The sequence below is a fragment of the Pseudomonas sp. D8002 genome (assembly GCF_013385695.1).
Classification (GTDB): Bacteria; Pseudomonadota; Gammaproteobacteria; order Pseudomonadales; family Pseudomonadaceae; genus Aquipseudomonas.
In genome coordinates, this window is sequence record NZ_JACAPM010000013.1 from 25,393 (window position 1) to 44,167 (window position 18,775).

Consider the following 18,775-nt stretch of genomic DNA (forward strand, 5'->3'; position numbering starts at 1 on the left):
ACCGCCCCCTCCTCCGATACCACTCCCCGATATACCGTCATACCCCGATGAAATATTGCAAAGCGCAACGGACATTCCGGACCCCGCGGCTGACACACCGCCCCCCAATGGCCCGAAAGCCTTGGAGACCGCGCTGGCTGACCGAAAAAACTGGCAGGCACTGGCGCAGCAGCTCACTCATGTCGCCACGTTGGCAGGACCGAACGCGCCGTTTCTGGTGGTGCGATCTGCGCTGGGAAGCACGCTGATGGACCTCGCGCCCAACTCTTCTTACCCCCCAAATAGTGCTAACGCCGTGAGTCTTGCAAACTTTCTCAAGGCTATGGGCCTGCCCGAGCCAACCACCCATGATGAGCTGATGACCCTGGCGCGCACATCGCTGACACGCTCCCACCCCCATCCATGGGGAAATCTGGGCGGCGCCTTGTCCTGGCCCCTGCCCTTGAGCACACCTCAGCAGAACGAACTGCTCACCGCCGCCAGAGAACATGCCGCTGGCGCTCCGGATGTTCAGCAAGCAAGCCAGCAGTGGGGGCTCCTGGAGTTTCCGAACGGTAACCTGCCGCTCTCCAGCGACGCCTCGAGCGATCCGGCCAAAACGCTGGAAGCCCTCATCCGTTCCCCCCGAGGCCAGGCGCTGGGAGAGGCCTTGCAGACCAAACTGGAGAGCATTCCGACTGATAGCAGTGTGAATGATCACGTACTGGCGGCCATCAACCTCGATCTGGATCAGGAATCCATCACCCAACCGCATCGCAACAAAGTGGCCGGATTCGACCTGTCACATAAACAATATTGGGGCAAATCCACCTCGGCGATCGTCGCCGGCCTGCGCGAGCACTTGAGTGATACCGGCAAAACCTCACCTGCCAACGCCTCGCTGGGTACCCATCTGCTGTTGATGCGGGCGGCGCCGCAGTTGCTGATCAAGGATATTCCCGACAGCGTGGTCTACGGCAGCCTGGCCTGGGCCAACCTGTGCATCGCGGCGGCCGCCATCGAAGCCAGGTCCCCTGGCAGCGTAGCGAAAATGAGTTTTGCCGAAGTGATGATCGCCGCCGACTCAAGTGGGCCCGCGCCCGAAGCTGCCCAAACTGCGGCATTGTTGGACTGGGCCGTGGTCAATGGGGTGCTTGAGGCGAAAGACGACACGCTTTACGAAAAACCAGACATTGATACCGCCATGGACGCGTTCAACTATCAATTGGGCAAGCTGAAACACGCCTCCGGCTTGCTTGACGCCCCGATGCCCAGCCGCAAGCAGATGGCGCTGGACCTGCTCAAGGAAAAATTTGGCGAAGGCGTCCCCTTTGAAGAGAAGGTGTTGCTCAAGCCCAACAAAACCGCCAACAAGACGATCCCCACTCGCGGCCCTTATTCCATGCTGGACCTGACCATGCAAGGCGAGAAAATAACGGCATCAGACTGGGAGCTCAAACCTGGAACGCATGGCGTCGATCTTGATGCCTTCGCCGCCTTTACCCATGGCCCCGGCTTTAAAGTCCCCGACACCTTTGACAAAGCCATTAGCCAGACCATAAGCGACTATAAAACCGTCAAGAAATATTCCATCTTGAATGCCCTCGCCAACCTTCCACCGGAGGATAAAGAAAACTTGCGGTTAGGAAAGCTGAACTTCTACAAAGAAAAATCCTACAGAGTCAGCTGGACACCATTCGCGGGAGAAACCCTCTTCCATACAAGCAAAAAAATACTGGTCACCACAAAACACCAGAACAAGCCGTCCACCTATGAGTTCGATACCGAAAAAGGCAGCATCAGGAAAGTCAGCAACGCAATTATCACTCGCCAGGACCAGAAGATCGCCAACGAAGTAACCCGAATAGAAGAGTTCTCCACCTTCGATGCCAAGCGCGACTATATAAAGCAAGAGAACCCGCTCGAGGGATCCAATCCCAACCTGTTCAGGAATTTCCGGGCGGAGTACCTTGCGGATTCAATCGTCGAGGGGCTCGATCTGGAAACCTTCAGGCAACAAGCGGCCGGAAGTACGCCGGATGAGCATAGAAGGACGGTCGCCAGCACCATCGGCGACTTTTTTCTCGACCTTGTTCCGCTCAGGTCGGCCATCGTCAACTTCAGTAATGGCAACTATAAAGATGGGTTCTCTGACCTGGCATTTGATGTGTTCGGCTTTCTCACGGCAGGTGCAGGCGTCGCCGCGAAGGTCGGAAAAACCCTAAGCACTGCCAGCAGCGCGGCCAGCAAAGCCCTCAAGCTGAGCAAGATTTTCGGGGTTACCGCACTCTCGGAACTCAATCCGCTGAGCGGACTTGGCGACCTGGTAGTCGGCGCGGGAAAACTCGCCATCGACGGCGCAAGCGCAGCCACCCAGGGTTTAAAAACACTCAAGGGCACTGCAAACAGTCGGGAGCTCGCCGCCGCCGGTAATCGATATGACGCAGCCGCTACCGGCTCATTCCAGATGGGCGAGCAGACGGTCGAGGGCAGCGCGGTGCAGATCAAGGGCAAGTGGTACGCTTTCGACGCACAAAAGCACCAGCCATACGGCAGCCCCCTGCAAGCGCTCAGTAGCGCTGATACGCTGGAGCCCTCCCCCAACGCCTATGCCTCTTCGAGCAAGAGCACTCACCGGTTTAACCCGATAAACACCGTCAACCGCCCACCTCCAATCAGGAAGCCGTTACCCGAGGGCCAATACGTGGAAAGTTTGAAAGGCAGGCTCGAATCATCCCATTTCAAATCCGACACACGCCAGGCAACGCTGGATAAGTTTCGGGTGGAAATGGAGGATTATTACGATGCGATAAAAGACGGAGGCCTTCCGCCGCGCCCTACAATCCCCGATGTTCCCGTACCGATCCCCGCAGCCGATCTGATCACAAAGGCATTGAAAGCATCAAACGGCGTGGTGTTTGGAGAGTCTCACTCGCAGATGGCCAGCTTTAAAATGCTGTTCGACAACGTCGATACGCTAAGAAACCAGGGTGTAAAAAAAGTCTACTTCGAAGGGTATATCGACTACATCGGTGGCCCCGTTGATGATGGAATCGGAATGCTCGGAAACAGCAACACTCGCCGCACGAATCCAACACTGGAGCAACTCAAGAAAAAATTTGAAGACAATGGAATAGAGCTTTTACCCCTCGATCACTATTATCTGACGCGACATAGACACGACAAATCCCGTGATCGCACCCGGACTGGCGTCAACTCTGAAAAGCGGCTCAAGGAGTTCAACTACTACGCTGCGGAAACCATCCAGGCAAACTCGGGCACCGAAAAGTGGGTCGCGTTAGTGGGAAGCGCGCACATGAACACCTCCGAAGGTGTTCCGGGCTTGGCGGAACTGACGGAAAGCATCGGCATCGGGGTTTTTGACAACCGGAACATGACCCACAGCAGCATCGGGCTTAAAGCAAAAAACCCTGCGCCAGACCCGAACCGGCCATTACAGCCCAACGATATTCCAGGCGACCTGCGCATCTACGTGAAACCCTGAGCACATCGCAAAGGCCCGGAAAGCCTCCGAGCCTTTGCATGAGGTGTTCACCCTCCATGCACCCAGCGCTGATGCAACCAGCGCGCAAACGCATCCAGGGCAAACCCCAACAGACCGATCAACAGCACCATCGCCATCAGCTCGGAATAGGCTAGCCGGTCACGGGTGTCGAGGATGTAGTAACCCAGCCCGGCACTGACCCCGAGCATCTCGCACGGCACCAGCACGATCCACAGGATCCCGATGGCCAGGCGCACGCCGGTCAGCACGTGCCCCATGACCCCGGGAATAATCACCCGGCGCAAGGTTTCCCAGCGCGTGGCGCTCAGGCTCTTGCTCAGTTGCAACCAGCGCGGATCGAGCTGACGCACACCCGCCGCCGTATTCAGCAGAATCGGCCACACCGCTGCGAACGCCAGCAGGAAGTAGATCGGCTGGTCGCCCACGCCCATCAACATCACCACGATGGGCATCCACGACAGCGGCGAGATCATCCGCAGAAACTGGAACGCCGGCGTGGTTGCCGCCTCCAGCTTGCGCGAACTGCCCACCAGCAAGCCCAGCGGTACACCAATCAGCAATGCCAGGAACAGCCCGACGAAGATCCGCTTGAGGCTCACGGCTATGTTCAGGTACAGCTCGCTGCGGCCCAGCAACTCCCACAGGCTGGCGAGGGTCGCCGACAGCGAAAACCGCGCAGACAAACCGTCCGCGCTGCCAAAGACCTTCACCCCCAGCCACCAGAGCAACAGCAATCCCGCCAACCCGCTCAAGCCAAGCAACCAGCCCGGCAACCCCAAGGTTTTGCCGTTGTTCAAACGCCAATCTCCTCGTTTCGCTCAAAGCCCTCAGGCAAGCCGAAGGTCTTCATGCCGCCCACCGCCGCGATCGCATTGCGCACGAAGCGGTCGTCCACCAGGTCCTTGGCGACAAACGCGGGGTCCAGGTCGGCGAGGAATTTCTTGTCGCCCTCGATCAGCGTGTCTTTCAGGCGGCGTACCAGTTCCTCGGTGTAGCTGGGGAATGGATACGGCTGGAAGTCGATGCGGTGCTCGTCCCAGTTGGCGTGCTGGATCGCGCCGTCAGCCAGGTAAGCCGCACGGTCGCTGGCAGCCGGCGCCAGGACTTTGCGCAGCACTGGTTCGGCATGCGGGGTGTAGCGGTTCTCGCCGTCCTTGGACAGCAGCTTCACCGCCTCTTCACGGTTGTCACGGGTCCAGACCTGGGCCTTGACGATCGCATTCACCACCTTCTGCGACCATTCCGGGCGGTTGGTCAGGTCATGCTCGTGCATGAACACCACGCAGCACGCATGGTTGCGCCACACATCGCCGGTAAAGCGCTGTACGCGGCCCACGTTGAGGTTTTCCGCCAGGGCGTTGAACGGCTCGGCGACGATGTAGCCGTCGATGCGCTTGCTGGCCAGGGCCGGCGGCATGTCCGAGGGCGGCAACACGATCAGGTTGACCTCGTTGGCGGCAATCGCACTCCCGGCGGCGCGGGCCACCGGGGTCAGGCCGTTGTCGCGGAACAGCTGCTGCACCACCACGTTGTGGATCGAGTACCAGAACGGAATCGCCACCGACTTGCCGCCCAGTTGCTTCACATCGGTAATGCCTGGGGATACGGTCAAACCCGAGCCACCCACATGGTTCCAGGCCACGACCTTGGCCGGGACCTTGCTGCCATACCGCGCCCATACGGTCATCGGCGACAGCAGGTGAATCACGTTGACCTGCCCGGAAATGAACGCCTCGATCACCTGGGCCCAACTGCGCAGCAGCACCGGGCGCTCGGCCTTGATGCCTTCGGCCTCGAACAGGCCATTGTTGTGGGCCACCAGCAACGGCGTGGCGTCGGTGATCGGCAAATAGCCGATGCGTACCGGTGCGTCCGGCTCACTGGCCGCCCGGGCCTGCAAGCTGCTCAGCAGTGGCAAGGCTCCGGCGGCACTGAGCACGGCCGAGAGTTTGAGAAAGTCACGGCGCGAGTGAGTGAGGTCATCCAGACACATGGCAAGGCTCCAGCAGTTCAGGGGGTTGGGGGTCAGTGCGGCTCGCCCGCCGTAGGGTTTTGAGAATCTCGATGCGCAGGGTGCCGATGGCTTCCACCTGTTCTTCCCGCGGTTGCGGCAAGTCGATGCGCCATTCGCCGAGGGTCCGCGCCAGGCGGTTACCCAGTAGCAGAATCCGGTCGGACAACAGCAGCGCTTCGTCGATATCGTGGGTGATCAGCACCGCCGCCGAACCTTGCTCGCGATTGACCTTGAGCAGCAGGTGCTGCATGTCGGCACGGGTCACTTCATCCAGGGCACCGAAGGGCTCGTCCAGCAGCAATACCTGCGGCTGGCGTGCCAGGCAACGCGCCAGCGCCGTGCGCTGGGCCATGCCGCCGGACAGCGCCGCCGGGAACTGCTGGCGGGCGTGTTCCAGGCCTACGGCGTGGATCGCATGGTCGACGCGGCTGCGACGCTCTTCAGGGCTGAGGTGCGGCTGGCGGGCAAAGTCCAGGCCGAAGGCGACGTTCTTTTCCAGGCTCAGCCACGGCAGCAGGCTGGGGTCCTGGAACGCCACCGCCACCCGCGGGTGCGGGCCATTCAACGGCTCGCCCAGCAGGCGGATGCTGCCACCCTGGGGCGCTTGCAAACCGGCGAGCACCCGCAGCAGGCTGGACTTGCCAACGCCGCTGGGGCCGAGGATCGACACCACTTCGCCGGGCTGCAATTGCAGGTCGAAACCTTCCAGCACCGAGTTGCCCGCATAGCCCAGGCAAATTCCCTGGGCGTGCAATACCGCCTGGTTCATAGGTTGGCCTGACGGTTCAACTCGGTGCGCAACTGCACCAGGCTCGGGGTCACGATCGGCACAAACGCCGACTCGCGCCAGCGCCGGGCAAAACCGCTGCCGTGGGCCGTCAGGTAGGCCTTGCCGCCGCTGGCTTGCAGCTCCAGTTGCACAGCGCTGGCAGCGATTTCCGCAAGGGCGATGCGCAGGCGGAACAACGGTACCGGCTCAGTGCCGAAGCGGCCGGCCAGCAGGCCTTTCTTCAGGTCGTTGACCGCCTGTTCCAAGGAGGTACGCAACACTTCCAGCTCTTCACGCAATACGGTGCGGCTGGAGCCCAGGTGATTGGCCACCTCCGCCAGCGAGCGCCGCGCCAGGCCGATGGACATGCCGCATTGCAAGCCCAGAAATGCCGGGCGCACGGCCGGCAGGAACTTGCGCGCATCCTCATGCAGCAACCAGTCGCGGCTCAGCTCCACGGCTTCAAAGCCGAGGGCCGCGGTATTGCTCGATTGCAGGCCCAGCAGTTCCAGGTCGCGGGAACGTTGCAGGCCGGACACCGAGTCCGGGATCGCCAGGATAAACGGCGCGCCGCCCTGGGCATGCTCGATGGCGGCAGCCACCACAAACCCGTTCTTGCGCAGGTTGGTCACCCAGTGCAGGCGGCCATTGAGATTCCAGCCGTCGTCGGTCGGCTCGGCGCTGATTTGCAGCGACTCGATGCCAGACAAAAACTTCATCGCGTTGGACAGCCCGGTCGCCCCGGCCAGCTTGCCGCTCAGCAGGTCCGGCAGCAGTTGCTCGCGAAGGCGCTGGTTCGGGCTTTGCAGCAGGTATTCGATAAACGAGCGTTGGCCCCAGCATACAAACGCCGACGCCAGGGAATGGCTAGCTACGTCGGCGATAGCTTCCACCGCGCCGGTGACATCGCCGCCCAGGCCACCGAGGTCCTTGGGCACACCGATACGTAATACATTGGCCTCTGCCAGCCGTGGCAGCACTTCCTGCGGATCGCAACTGCCCACATCCAGGGCCTGCGCTTGAACATCGAGCCAACGGCTCAAGATTGGGTCAAGCATTCATGTTTCTCCTTGTTGCAGCATGTTTACCATCGCGAACGCTTGCGCGCCTTCAGCTTGCCGGTTTTTCCCAACGGTATTGCGCCAGTTCCGGGTTCAACGGGGTACGGGCAAACACGTTGGCGAAGTTGCACAGGGTGGCCAGGCTCACACCCAGAATAACCTCAAGGGCATGACCGTCGGTGTAGCCTGCCTCACGGAACGCGGTGTAGCCGGCGTCGCTGACATCACCGCGGGTGGCGATCACTTCACGGGTGAACGCGGCCAGTGTCTCATAACGCTCGTTGGGCAGTTCGCCACGCTGGCGCAGGGCGTCGATCACGTCTTCCGGCAGCTTGGCTTTGTTGCGCGCTACGGCAGTGTGCCCGGCGACGCAGAAATCGCAACCGTGGTTCGTGGCGGCAATCAGTTGCACCACTTCGCGGTCGGCCAGGCTCAGGTCGGATTTGGCATTCAGGCCGGAGACAGTGATGTAGGTTTCCAGTGCCGCCGGGGCATTGGCCAGCACCGCCAACAGATTGGGGATGAACCCGGAACCCTTCAGGGCATTTTCCAGAAAGGGCTTGGCCGCCTCAGGAGCGGTTTCCAGGGTTAGCATCGGTACGCGGGACATGGAGTGGTCTCCTCATGGATTCGTGTACCAAGTCTGTTGGTTATAAAAAATCCGCTCAATAGTCTAAAGTAGCGATTACTTGCTCTAGAGTCTTTCCGTTAGATGAATTCGTCCAGTTCACTCGTCGATTGGTTATTAGATAGCCTTGAACTCAACACCAGCCTGTTTCACGTCGGGCGTTACTGCGGCGACTGGCACGCCAGCACCCATGGCCTGGCAAGCGCGAGTTTTCATCTGGTGGTGCAAGGGCAGTGCTGGATGCACATCGACGGCGACTCGACCCCTTACCCATTGAACAACGGCGATGCAGTCTTCCTGCTGCGAGACCTGGCGTACCGCTTGTCCAGCGATGGCACCGCCACCGGCGCCCAGGAATGCCCGCGCAAACCGATGCTGCCACTGGACAGCCAGGCCAGTGACGGCGTGGGCCTGGTGTGCGGGTTCTTTCACTTCCAGTCCGGGCTGTCGGCGATGATTGTCGACACCCTGCCCGCCTGGATCATCCTGCGGGCCGGTGACCCATCGCTGACCGCCGCGCGCAACCTGTTCGAACTGATCCTGCAGGAATGCGAGCGCACGCCGGCGCCCTCGCCCGCCCTGCTGGAGCGCCTGTGCCACCTGCTGTTCCTGTATGTGCTGCGCCAACAGGTGCTGGACAACACCGACCTCGGCGGCCTGGCGGCGCTGGCTCGGCAACCGGCATTTGCCAACCTGCTGGAGCAGTTGATCGCACGCCCGGCCGAGCCCTGGACCCTGGAAAGCATGGCGGCCTGCACCGGCCTGTCGCGCTCGGCGTTCTTCAAGCGCTTCAATGAACTGTGCGGGCAGTCGCCGGGGCAAGTGCTGCTGATGATGCGTGTGCGCCACGCCTGCCAGCTGTTCAAGCAGGACCAGACCGTAGCGGACGTGTCCCTCGCCGTGGGTTATCAATCGGTGGCAGCATTTACCCGGGCCTTCCATAAGGTCACCGGCTTCCAGCCCGGCGCCTACCGAAAGGCTCAAGGTTGACGCTGCAACCCATTGCCCGGCCGGGCACACAACTCCACCAGCCAATCGACAAACACCCGCACCCGTTGCGACAGCTGGCGATGCGGCGGGTACAGCGCCGTCAGCGGTAACCTGGGCGGCGGCTGATGCGCCAGCACCTCCACCAGCGTGCCCGCTTCCAACTGGCGAACGGCGTGGTAGTACGGCGTCTGTACCAGGCCGTAACCCGCCTCACAGGCCGCCAGGTAACCATCGGCACTGTTGACCGCCACTTGCTTGGGCAGGTCGACCAAGCGGATGTCGCTGCCGATCTGAAACTCCAGGCCATAGCGTTTGCCGCTGGTGCTGGAGAAATACTCCACCACTTGATGGCCGGCCAACTCATCCAGCGTCGATGGCACGCCGAACCGCTGCAAGTAGCCGGGGCTGGCGCAGGTCACCTGATCCATCATCGCCAGCGGCCGTGCCACCAGCGACTCATCCAGCGCCAGGCCGCCGCGCAACACGCAGTCAACGCCTTCGCGGATCAGGTCCACCGGGCGGTCGTTGAGGCCGATTTCCAGATCAATCTGCGGGTAACGTGTGGTGAACTCGGGCATTGCCGGAATCACCAGGAAACGCCCGATCCCGGACGGCATATCGATACGCAACGTGCCGCGCGGGTTTCGTCGGCTGGTGGAGAATACCGCCTCGGTTTCCTCAAGGTCCGCCAACAGGCTCACGCAACGCTGGTAGTAAGCGGCGCCGTCCAGGGTCGGGCTGACCTGGCGCGTGGTGCGCTGCAACAGTTGCACCCCCAGGTGCGCCTCCAGTTGCTTGATCAGGATGGTCACCGAGGCACGCGGCAGTTGCAGGCTGTCGGCCGCCCTGGCAAAGCCGCCCAACTCGACAATCCGCACAAATACGCGCATGGCGTTGAAACGGTCCACTGGCTGGTTTCCTTCAGGGATTATTTAGAATTTCATAATAGTGATAGTGGTTTTAGCCGGTTTATCCCGCTTTTGTCGAGGGCAACAATGGAGCCCTTCCCACACAGGAGCTGGACCCATGCACACACGTCAACTCGGCAAAAACGGCCCTCAGGTTTCCGCCATCGGCCTCGGCTGCATGGGCATGACCGATTTCTACACCACCGGCACCGACACCACTGAAGCCATATACACCCTGCACCGCGCCCTGGAACTGGGGATCAACCTGCTGGACACCGCCGACATGTACGGCCCCCACACCAACGAAGCGCTGATCGGCAAGGCCATCGCCGGCAAGCGCGACCAGGTGTTCCTCGCGAGCAAGTTCGGCATCGTGCGCGACCCGGCGAACCCGGCACTGCGTGGCGTCAACGGCCGCCCGGAATACATTCGCGAGGCCATCGACGGCACCTTGAAGCGCCTGGGCGTGGAAACCCTGGACCTGTATTACCAGCACCGCATCGACCCCGAAGTGGCGATTGAAGAAACCGTTGGCGCCATGGCCGAACTGGTCAAGCAAGGCAAGGTGCGTTACCTGGGCTTGAGTGAAGCGTCGGCGGCCACCCTGGAGCGCGCCCATAAAGTGCATCCCATCAGCGCCCTGCAAAGCGAATATTCGCTATGGAGCCGCGACCAGGAAGACAACGGTTGCCTCGCGGCCTGCCAACGCCTGGGAATCGCGTTTGTGCCCTACAGCCCACTGGGCCGCGGCTTCCTGACCGGCGCGCTGAAAAGCCCGGATGACTTTGCGGCGGATGACTATCGCCGGTTCAGCCCGCGTTTCCAGGGTGAAAACTTTGCGAAGAACCTGCTGCTGGTGAAACAGGTACAAGCCCTGGCTGCCGACAAGGGCGTGACCGCCGGGCAACTGGCGTTGGCCTGGGTGCTGGCGCAAGGGGATTACCTGATCCCGATCCCGGGGACCAAGCAACGCAAGTACCTGGAAGAGAACGTCGCGGCACTGGCGGTCAAGCTCAGCCCGACCGAGTTGGCGGCGCTGGAGGCCATATTCCCGGCCAACGCCACAGCCGGGCTGCGCTACCCGGAAGCGGTCATGCAGATGCTGGACAAATAATCCTGCCACGCCGGATCGGGGCTGGTTCGCCAGCTCCGCCCCTTAAATCCCTGCCCTGGGTTTTCTTGCACGATAACGCCTCAAGCTCGCCCGTCCCAAGCCGATAGCCCTTCGAAGCTCTAACAAAGCCGCGTCGCACAATAAACGCTTCGTAAGGACGACCCCATGCCCTCATTGCGCTCTATCCAAGCCCGCTACACCCTGTTCCTGGTGCTGTTCGTCCTGTTGTTATTCGTCTTGACGGTGGTGGGCATCGGGCAGTTGGTGGCCCCCAAGCTGCGCCACACCGAAGAACAGGTGGCCCTCAATCGCATTGCCGAAGTGGCCGAGCAGATCCAGGGCGAACTGAACAAGGTTCAGGCCCAGCAACGCAGCATCACCCAAACCATCCCGCTGCTGGACAGCGACGCCATCGACAAGGTGCTGCCAGGCCTGGTGGACCAGTACGGCGAATTGAAAGTATTCGGCGGCGGCATCTGGCCCCTGCCCAACCAGCGCACCCCGGGGCGCAACAAGCACAGCACCTTCTGGCACCGCGATGCCTCGGGCAAGCTGGCGGTGAATACCTTCTGGAACAGCGACGCGGCCCCCAACTACTACGACCAGAGCTGGTACAAGGGCGGCCTCGCTTCGCCCCGCGGCCAGTGCGCCTGGGCGGCGGCCTACAAGGATGACGCCAGCCAGGAGCCACGCACCAACTGCGCGATGGCGATCCAGCGTGACGGCGCAGCCTATGGCGTCGCCACCATCGACGTGACCCTGGGTTTCTTCAATGACCTGGTGGCCAGCAAGGAAAAAGACCTCGGCGGGCAAATGCTGATCGTCGAAGGCGACGGCAAGATCATCAGCAACAGCACGCGCATCAGCGGCCCCGTGGTGTTGAAGAACATCAGCGAATTGGCCGGCACCTCGGCCTTTGCCGCCCAGGTCAGCGCCGGCCTGGCCCATCGTGATCAAACCCTGCAACGCAGCGAGTTCGACAACCAGGGCGTGGCCAGCACGTTCTTCATGCGCCCGATCGAAGGCACGCCGTGGTTCCTCGCCACTGCGCTGCCGACCTCGCTGATCACCGCCCAACGTGATGACGTACTGGGCACGTTGGCGATGCTGCAAATCCCGATGATCCTGCTGTTGGTGCTGTTGGCGGTGTACGCCATCCGCCAGCTGGTGCACCGGATGACCGCGCTGAAGACCAATATCGACGCACTGTCCAACGGCGATGCCGACCTGACCCGGCGCATCACCATCCGCGCCGAGGATGAACTGGGGGCGATTGGCCATTCGGTGAACCGCTTTATCGTCTACCTGCAAAACATGATTGGAGAAGTGACCCTGGCCACCGGCGCCATGTCGTCGAGCCTGGCGCAATTGCAGCAGACGTCGGCCCAGACCAACCAGATCCTGGTCCGCCATGCCTCGGAAACCGACCAGACCGTCACGGCCATCACCGAGATGAGTTCCACCGCCGACACCGTGGCCGAGAACGCCGCCGAAACGGCTGCGTTCACCCAGCGCGCCAATGAGCACGCCGACCGTTCGCGGGTGGTGGTCGGCGAAGCTTCCCGCAGCGTCAGCGCGTTGATCGGCGAGGTCTCCAGCGCCACCCACACCGTGGAAAACATGCGCCAGGATGCCGCCCGCATCACCGAAACCCTCGGCGTGATCGGCGCCATCGCCGGCCAGACCAACCTGCTGGCACTCAACGCGGCCATCGAAGCCGCCCGGGCCGGCGAACAAGGCCGGGGTTTTGCGGTGGTGGCCGACGAAGTCCGCGCCCTCGCCGCCCGCACCCAGGCCAGCACCTCGCAGATCAATGAGATGCTGGCGCGCCTGACCACGGGCGTGAGTTCCTCGGTGACGGCCATGGAAGCCACCCAGGCCAGCTGCCAGTCTGCGGCTGACGCCACGGCCCGGGTGAACACGGGATTGGACGAGATGGCTGGCTCCGTCAGCCATATCAACAACCTCAGCACCCAGATCGCCACCGCCGCCGAACAGCAAAGCGCGGTGACCGAGGAAATCAACCGCAGCATGGTGCACATCCGCCACATGGTCGAAGAGCTGGTGCAAAGCGGCCACGCCACGGAGCACAACACCCAGAGCCTGCTGGATGCCAATGGCCGGGTTATTGCATTGATGGGTCGCTTCAAGGTGCGTTGAAAAAATAGCCTGAAAGCTCCCGTGCAATGCGCGGGAGCCGGACTATTCTGACAGTTCGCTCCGCCACACAGGAGGTGTGTCATGCACGCAGTTGAGCACCCGATCCGTCTGGAGCGGATCAGTCAGGAACGCTATATACAAGCCTCTATCGACGATGTTTACGACTACGTTACCCAACCGGATCGCTGGCATGAATGGCATCCGACATCCCTGGGCGCCGACACCGGTATCGCCGGCTCATTGCCTGCCGGTCATCGTTTCACTGAAACCATCGACCTGCTGGGTGTGCGGGTTCCCATGAGCTATCGCGTGCAGATTGCGCAGCGACCGCGGGAGTTCAAGACCGCGTTCACCTCATTGGCGGTCGATGGCTGTATTCATTATCTGCTGCAAGTACAGGGCAACGGCACGCTGTTCAAGCGCATCCTCACCTATGAAACCGAACTGCAACTGACCACCCTGCATGAGCGCATGATCGCACTGTCCAACCAGGCCCTTGATCAGCTCAAGCAGCGCCTGGAATCCCCGCCAGCCTGACAAAACCGTCATATCCCTCTCAGTTTTCCGACAGCACCAGGCGGTTATTCTGGTGCTGTCGGTTTTTCGTAAAACCTCGTAACAATCCCGGGAAACCCTTTTCCAAAAAGCAGGGAGAATGCCCCGCTGTTGCCCTTTATCCGATGAGATGACGATGAAAACCACCCTGCGACTGGCCGCACTGTCGGCCCTGCTCATGAGCACCCTGGCCCAGGCTGCCGAGCTGATCCCGATTGACGTGCACCGTGATGCCAACTGCGGTTGCTGCAAAAAGTGGATTGCCCACCTGGAGAGCAACGGGTTCAAGGTCAACGACCATGTGGAAAGCAACATGAGCGAGGTCAAGCAACGCCTGGGCGTGGCGCCGCGCCTGGCGTCTTGCCATACCGGCGTGATCGACGGCAAGTTCGTCGAAGGCCATGTGCCAGCCGACCAGGTCTTGGCCCTGCGCAAGCGCGACGACTTGCTGGGCATTGCGGCGCCAGGCATGCCCATGGGCTCGCCTGGCATGGAGATGAACGGCAGCAGCGATGCCTATCAGGTCATCGGCCTGACTCGCGATGGCAAAGACGTGGTAGTGGCTGACTATCCGGCACGCTGATTGATGCTTGCCGGTTACCTGGGACTGTTTTTCGCCGCCTTCGGCGCCGCCACGCTGTTGCCGATGCAATCGGAGGCGGTGCTGGTAGGGCTGATGATCAGCGGGCATTACAGCGTGTGGCTGCTGCTCGGGGTTGCAACGGCCGGCAACGTATTGGGCTCGGTGGTGAACTGGCTGCTGGGCCGCTCGGTCGAGCGCTTCAAGGATCGACGCTGGTTTCCGGTCAGCCCCAGGCACCTGGAAAACGCCCGTACTCATTACCAGCGCTGGGGCCATTGGTCGTTGCTGCTCAGTTGGGTGCCGATCATTGGTGACCCGCTGACCCTGGTGGCCGGGGTCATGCGCGAACCGTTCTGGCGGTTCCTGGTGCTGGTGACCCTGGCCAAAGGGGCGCGCTACGGGGTACTGGCCATGCTCACCCTGCACTGGATTTAATCTCCCGTTAATCCCCTCGCCACAGCATCCGGGCACTGTTCCCGGAGCTCTAACCATGTCCAAGATCCGCTCTCTGTGCGTCGCCAGCCTGTTGCTCGGCAGCGCCCTGCCCGCCTTCGCCGCCGAAGAAGGTCCGACCTACGGCCCCGAGCTGCAAGGCTTCCAATACCCGTACCCGGTAGAGCACTTCACCTTCCAGTCCCAGGGCAAATCCCTGCAGATGGGCTACATGGACGTGCCGGCCAAGGGCAAGGCCAGCGGGCGCAGCATCGTGCTGATGCACGGCAAGAACTTCTGCGGCGCCACCTGGGATGAATCGATCAAGGCCCTGAGCGACGCCGGCTACCGGGTGATCGCTCCCGACCAGATCGGTTTCTGCACCTCCAGCAAGCCGGACAATTACCAGTACAGCTTCCAGCAACTGGCGATCAACACCCATCAACTCCTGGAAAAACTTGGTATTCAGAAGGCTACCCTGCTCGGCCATTCCACCGGCGGCATGCTTGCCACACGCTACGCCCTGCTCTATCCGCAGCAAACCGAACAACTTGCACTGGTAAACCCTATTGGCCTGGAAGACTGGAAGGCCATCGGCGTGCCCTACCGCAGCGTTGACCAATGGTACGAGCGCGAGTTGAAACTGACCGCCGAAGGCATCCGCAAATACGAGCTCGACACCTACTACGTCGGCCGCTGGAAGCCTGAATACGACCGCTGGGTCGATATGCTCGCCGGCATGAACAAAGGCCCCGGCCACAGCCAGGTGGCGTGGAACTCGGCGCTGATTTACGACATGATCTTCACCCAGCCGGTGTACTACGAGTTCAAGGACCTGCAGATGCCCACCCTGCTGCTGATCGGCACCTCCGACAACACCGCCATTGGCAAAGACCTGGCGCCACCGGCGGTCAAGGCGAAGCTCGGCAACTACGCGGTGCTGGGCAAGCAAGTGGCCAAGCTGATTCCCCACGCCACCCTGGTGGAATTCCCGGGCCTGGGCCATGCACCGCAAATGGAAGAGCCGGCACAGTTTCACAAGGCACTGTTGCAAGGGCTGAACGCCCTTTAATCCAACCTTTTTCGAGGCATGCGTGAATGTCGGTACAGATCGCAGTGATTGATGATTGGCAGAATGTGGCCAGTGGCGTGGTGGACTGGTCAGTCCTGGCGTCGGTCGGCCAGGTGCACTTCCTCCACGATTACCCGGCGGACACCGCCACGTTGATCGAGCGTTTGCAGGGGTTCGAGGTGATCTGCGTGATGCGCGAACGCACCACCTTCGACCAGGCTCTGTTGCAAGGCTTGCCCAGGCTCAAGTTGCTGGTGACCGGCGGCATGCGCAACGCCGCCATCGACATTCCTGCGGCCAAGGCCCTGGGTATCCAGGTAGGCGGCACTGACAGTTACAAGCACGCGGCCCCGGAACTGACCTGGGCACTGATCATGGCGTCCACCCGCAACCTGCTGGCCGAAGCCAATTCCCTGCGCGCCGGGGGTTGGCAAGTGGGCCTGGGCGGCGATTTGTACGGCAAGACCCTGGGGATTCTCGGGCTGGGCAGCATTGGCCAGAAGGTCGCCAAATTTGGCCAGGCCTTCGGCATGCGCGTAATTGCCTGGAGCGAAAACCTTACTCCAGAGCGCGCTGCCGAAAGCGGCGTGACCTGGGTCAGCAAGCGCGAGTTGTTTGAACAGGCGGACGTGTTGTCGATTCACCTGGTGCTCAGCGACCGCAGCCGCGGGCTGGTGGACGCCGAAGCGTTGGGCTGGATGAAACCTACGGCGCATCTGGTGAATACGGCACGCGGGCCGATTGTCGACGAAGCCGCCTTGATTGACGCCCTGGCCAATGGCCGGCTGGCGGGCGCGGCACTGGACGTGTACGCCCAGGAGCCGCTGCCAGCCGGGCATCCATTCCGCCAGTTGCCCAACGTATTGGCCACCCCTCATGTGGGGTACGTCAGCGAGCAGAACTACCGCCAGTTCTACCAGCAAATGATCGAAGACATCCAAGCCTGGGCCAAAGGAGTGCCCCTTCGCGCACTAAGCTAGTGCACACATTTCACCTCCCACTCCCCCCGTAGCAGCTGTCGAGCCCCAGCGAGGCTGCGTCGGGCGCACTGCCGATCCTGAACCGGAGCGCGCTCGACAGCTGCTACGGGGCTCATGAAAAAAATTTGTCCTACAAAAATACCCCACAGACCCCACAGGCTCTGGGATCTGTCCTAGACTCATGACCGATGGGTCCGATCCAAAACAAAAACCCCGCAAAAAATCGAAACTTTCCAACTCTGCCACAGGTCAGGTTTAAGGTAAGGCGAGTGCTGACGGTTCCCACCGAACGCCCGTCCATCCACTCTATTTAAGACTCCAGCACAACTGGCATAAGGCTTGCCAGTCTGTGTAGCGCTTGTGCGCCTGGCCGCAGGACGCGGTCAACCTTCGCTGATTGCTATATGCCATCAGCCGACCAGAACTCGGGAGAGAACTATGATCAGTGCCGCTGTAGATACTCAGGGAGAGCGTTTTAGTCAGCCGGTTGGCGGGCCGACCTCATTGGCCGACCTTCCCAACACGGTGCGGCCGGTCCCACGTGTGAATCCCAATCGCAAAAAAGTGCTGTTTGTCACTTCCGAAATTGCTGACCTGGTGAAAACCGGCGGCCTGGGTGATGTGTCCGCCGCCCTGCCCCGCGCCATGGCGCACCTGCACGATGTGCGCGTGCTGATCCCCGGCTACCCGCAGGTGCTGGAAAGCGACAACCCCATCCATATCATCGGCGAGCTGGGCGGCCACGCTGCGCTGCCGCCGTGCAAGATCGGGCGCATGGACCTCAAGGACGGCCTGGTTATCTACGTGCTGATCTGCCCCGAGCTTTACGAGCGCGAAGGCACGCCCTACGGCGCCAACAACGGCCGTGACTGGCCCGACAACCATATCCGCTTCGCCCGCCTGGGCCTGGCCGCCGCCGATATTGCCGCCAACCTGGCGCAAATCCACTGGTGCCCGGACCTGGTGCACGCCCATGACTGGCCCGCCGGCCTGGCGCCAGCCTATATGCACTGGCGTGGGTCACGCACTCCAACGCTGTTCACCATTCATAACCTCGCCTACCAGGGCGTGGTCAGCCTCGCCTCGTGCCCGGAGCTGGGTATTCCAGAACACGCCTTGCAGCAAGAAGGCATGGAGTTCTACGGCAAGCTGTCATTCCTGAAAGCCGGCATGGCGTATTCCAGCCATATCACCACGGTCAGCGCCACCTACGCCCAGGAAATCACCACCCCCGAATTTGGCTGCGGTCTGGATGGCTTCCTCGCCAGTAAGACCCAGCAAGGCCTGCTCAGCGGCATTCCCAACGGCATTGATGAAAGCTGGGAATCGTCCACCGACCCGCACCTGACTCACCCCTTCAACATCGGTGACTGGGAAGGCAAGGCACAGAACGCCGCCCATGTACGCAACCTGTTCGGTCTGGATGACTCCACCGGCCCGCTGTTCGCCGTGGTATCGCGCCTGGTCTACCAGAAAGGCCTGGACCTGACCGAAGCGGTCTCCAGTTTTATCGTCGAAAACGGCGGCCAGATCGCGATCATCGGTCGTGGCGAGCCGGAAGAAGAGCAAGCCATGCGTGCACTGGCCCTGCGCTTTCCCGGCCAGATCGGCGTGCGCATCGGCTTCAACGAGACCGACGCGCGCCGCATGTTCGCCGGCAGCGACTTCCTGCTGATGCCGTCCCGTTATGAACCCTGCGGCCTGAGCCAGATGTATGCCCAGCGCTTCGGCTCGTTGCCGGTTGCACGTAACACCGGCGGCCTGGCCGATACTATCGAGGATGGTGTCACCGGCTTCCTGTTCAACGAATCCACTGTCGAAAGCTACGAAGCGGCCCTGAGCCGCGCGTTCAAGGTCTTCGCCTTCCCAGGCTTGCTCAACGCCATGCGTTGCCGGGCTATGGCCGCACCGTTCAACTGGTGCCAGGCAGTGGAACCCTATGCCGAACTTTATGAGCAACTGGTAGCGAAAGCGCTGGGAAGATCGGGGAAACAGTAAAAAGAG

16 protein-coding genes are annotated in these 18,775 nt (G+C 61.5%); 10 read left to right on the forward strand and 6 right to left on the reverse strand.

From position 1 onward, the window contains the following. Nucleotides 1-121: 121 nt before the first annotated feature. Nucleotides 122-3,484: a membrane-targeted effector domain-containing toxin gene (locus HX807_RS07395; protein ID WP_256349376.1), complete on the forward strand. Its 3,363-nt coding sequence runs from the start codon at nucleotides 122-124 to the stop codon at nucleotides 3,482-3,484. A 47-nt stretch (nucleotides 3,485-3,531) separates the two neighbouring features. Here HX807_RS07395 and HX807_RS07400 read toward each other — a convergent pair whose 3' ends face one another. The 5 genes from HX807_RS07400 to HX807_RS07420 are packed head-to-tail and all read right to left on the reverse strand — an operon-like array spanning nucleotide 3,532 to nucleotide 7,959. After that, entirely contained in the window at nucleotides 3,532-4,284 is a 753-nt protein-coding gene (locus HX807_RS07400; protein ID WP_172834573.1) for an ABC transporter permease, read from the reverse strand. Nucleotides 4,285-4,298: 14 nt separating this feature from the next. Beyond that, a complete protein-coding gene (locus HX807_RS07405) occupies nucleotides 4,299-5,498 on the reverse strand; it encodes an ABC transporter substrate-binding protein (protein ID WP_010171568.1) in 1,200 nt (399 codons plus the stop codon). Then, nucleotides 5,485-6,288 (reverse strand): ABC transporter ATP-binding protein, encoded by an 804-nt coding sequence (locus tag HX807_RS07410; protein ID WP_177049637.1) that lies wholly within the window; start codon nucleotides 6,286-6,288, stop codon nucleotides 5,485-5,487. Before HX807_RS07410 ends, HX807_RS07405 begins: the two co-directional genes overlap by 14 nt. Then, nucleotides 6,285-7,346: an acyl-CoA dehydrogenase family protein gene (locus HX807_RS07415; RefSeq protein ID WP_003207563.1), complete on the reverse strand. Its 1,062-nt coding sequence runs from the start codon at nucleotides 7,344-7,346 to the stop codon at nucleotides 6,285-6,287. The genes HX807_RS07410 and HX807_RS07415 overlap by 4 nt, the downstream gene beginning before the upstream one ends. A 52-nt stretch (nucleotides 7,347-7,398) precedes the next feature. Further along, a complete protein-coding gene (locus HX807_RS07420) occupies nucleotides 7,399-7,959 on the reverse strand; it encodes a carboxymuconolactone decarboxylase family protein (protein WP_003207562.1) in 561 nt (186 codons plus the stop codon). A gap of 102 nt (nucleotides 7,960-8,061) precedes the next feature. On the opposite strand from HX807_RS07420, the gene HX807_RS07425 reads away from it, so the two are divergent. Beyond that, complete coding sequence (locus tag HX807_RS07425; protein WP_087692364.1) at nucleotides 8,062-8,967, forward strand: AraC family transcriptional regulator; 906 nt, start codon at nucleotides 8,062-8,064, stop codon at nucleotides 8,965-8,967. On the opposite strand, the gene HX807_RS07430 is transcribed toward HX807_RS07425, so the two are convergent. After that, a complete protein-coding gene (locus tag HX807_RS07430) occupies nucleotides 8,958-9,875 on the reverse strand; it encodes a LysR family transcriptional regulator (protein ID WP_003207560.1) in 918 nt (305 codons plus the stop codon). The two genes, HX807_RS07425 and HX807_RS07430, sit on opposite strands and share 10 nt — an antisense overlap. A gap of 118 nt (nucleotides 9,876-9,993) precedes the next feature. Here HX807_RS07430 and HX807_RS07435 point away from each other — a divergent pair, with 118 nt between their 5' ends. From HX807_RS07435 to glgA, 8 genes are all read left to right on the forward strand, one after another. After that, nucleotides 9,994-10,989: an aldo/keto reductase gene (locus tag HX807_RS07435; RefSeq protein ID WP_177049639.1), complete on the forward strand. Its 996-nt coding sequence runs from the start codon at nucleotides 9,994-9,996 to the stop codon at nucleotides 10,987-10,989. 165 nt (nucleotides 10,990-11,154) lie between these two features. Beyond that, on the forward strand, nucleotides 11,155-13,149 hold the full coding sequence (locus HX807_RS07440) for a methyl-accepting chemotaxis protein (protein ID WP_087692367.1): 1,995 nt from the start codon (nucleotides 11,155-11,157) through the stop codon (nucleotides 13,147-13,149). 81 nt (nucleotides 13,150-13,230) lie between these two features. Further along, a complete protein-coding gene (locus HX807_RS07445; RefSeq protein ID WP_003207553.1) occupies nucleotides 13,231-13,686 on the forward strand; it encodes an SRPBCC family protein in 456 nt (151 codons plus the stop codon). Nucleotides 13,687-13,840: 154 nt separating this feature from the next. Beyond that, complete coding sequence (locus HX807_RS07450; RefSeq protein WP_087692368.1) at nucleotides 13,841-14,287, forward strand: DUF411 domain-containing protein; 447 nt, start codon at nucleotides 13,841-13,843, stop codon at nucleotides 14,285-14,287. 3 nt (nucleotides 14,288-14,290) lie between these two features. Beyond that, nucleotides 14,291-14,722 (forward strand): YqaA family protein, encoded by a 432-nt coding sequence (locus HX807_RS07455; RefSeq protein WP_003207548.1) that lies wholly within the window; start codon nucleotides 14,291-14,293, stop codon nucleotides 14,720-14,722. Nucleotides 14,723-14,777: 55 nt separating this feature from the next. Further along, nucleotides 14,778-15,791, forward strand: coding sequence for an alpha/beta fold hydrolase (locus HX807_RS07460; RefSeq protein WP_177049641.1), 1,014 nt, complete (start codon nucleotides 14,778-14,780; stop codon nucleotides 15,789-15,791). A 26-nt stretch (nucleotides 15,792-15,817) separates the two neighbouring features. Then, nucleotides 15,818-16,771, forward strand: coding sequence for a D-2-hydroxyacid dehydrogenase family protein (locus HX807_RS07465; RefSeq protein ID WP_177008557.1), 954 nt, complete (start codon nucleotides 15,818-15,820; stop codon nucleotides 16,769-16,771). 438 nt (nucleotides 16,772-17,209) lie between these two features. Continuing rightward, entirely contained in the window at nucleotides 17,210-18,769 is a 1,560-nt protein-coding gene (gene glgA / locus HX807_RS07470; protein WP_177049643.1) for a glycogen synthase GlgA, read from the forward strand. Nucleotides 18,770-18,775 lie beyond the last annotated feature (6 nt).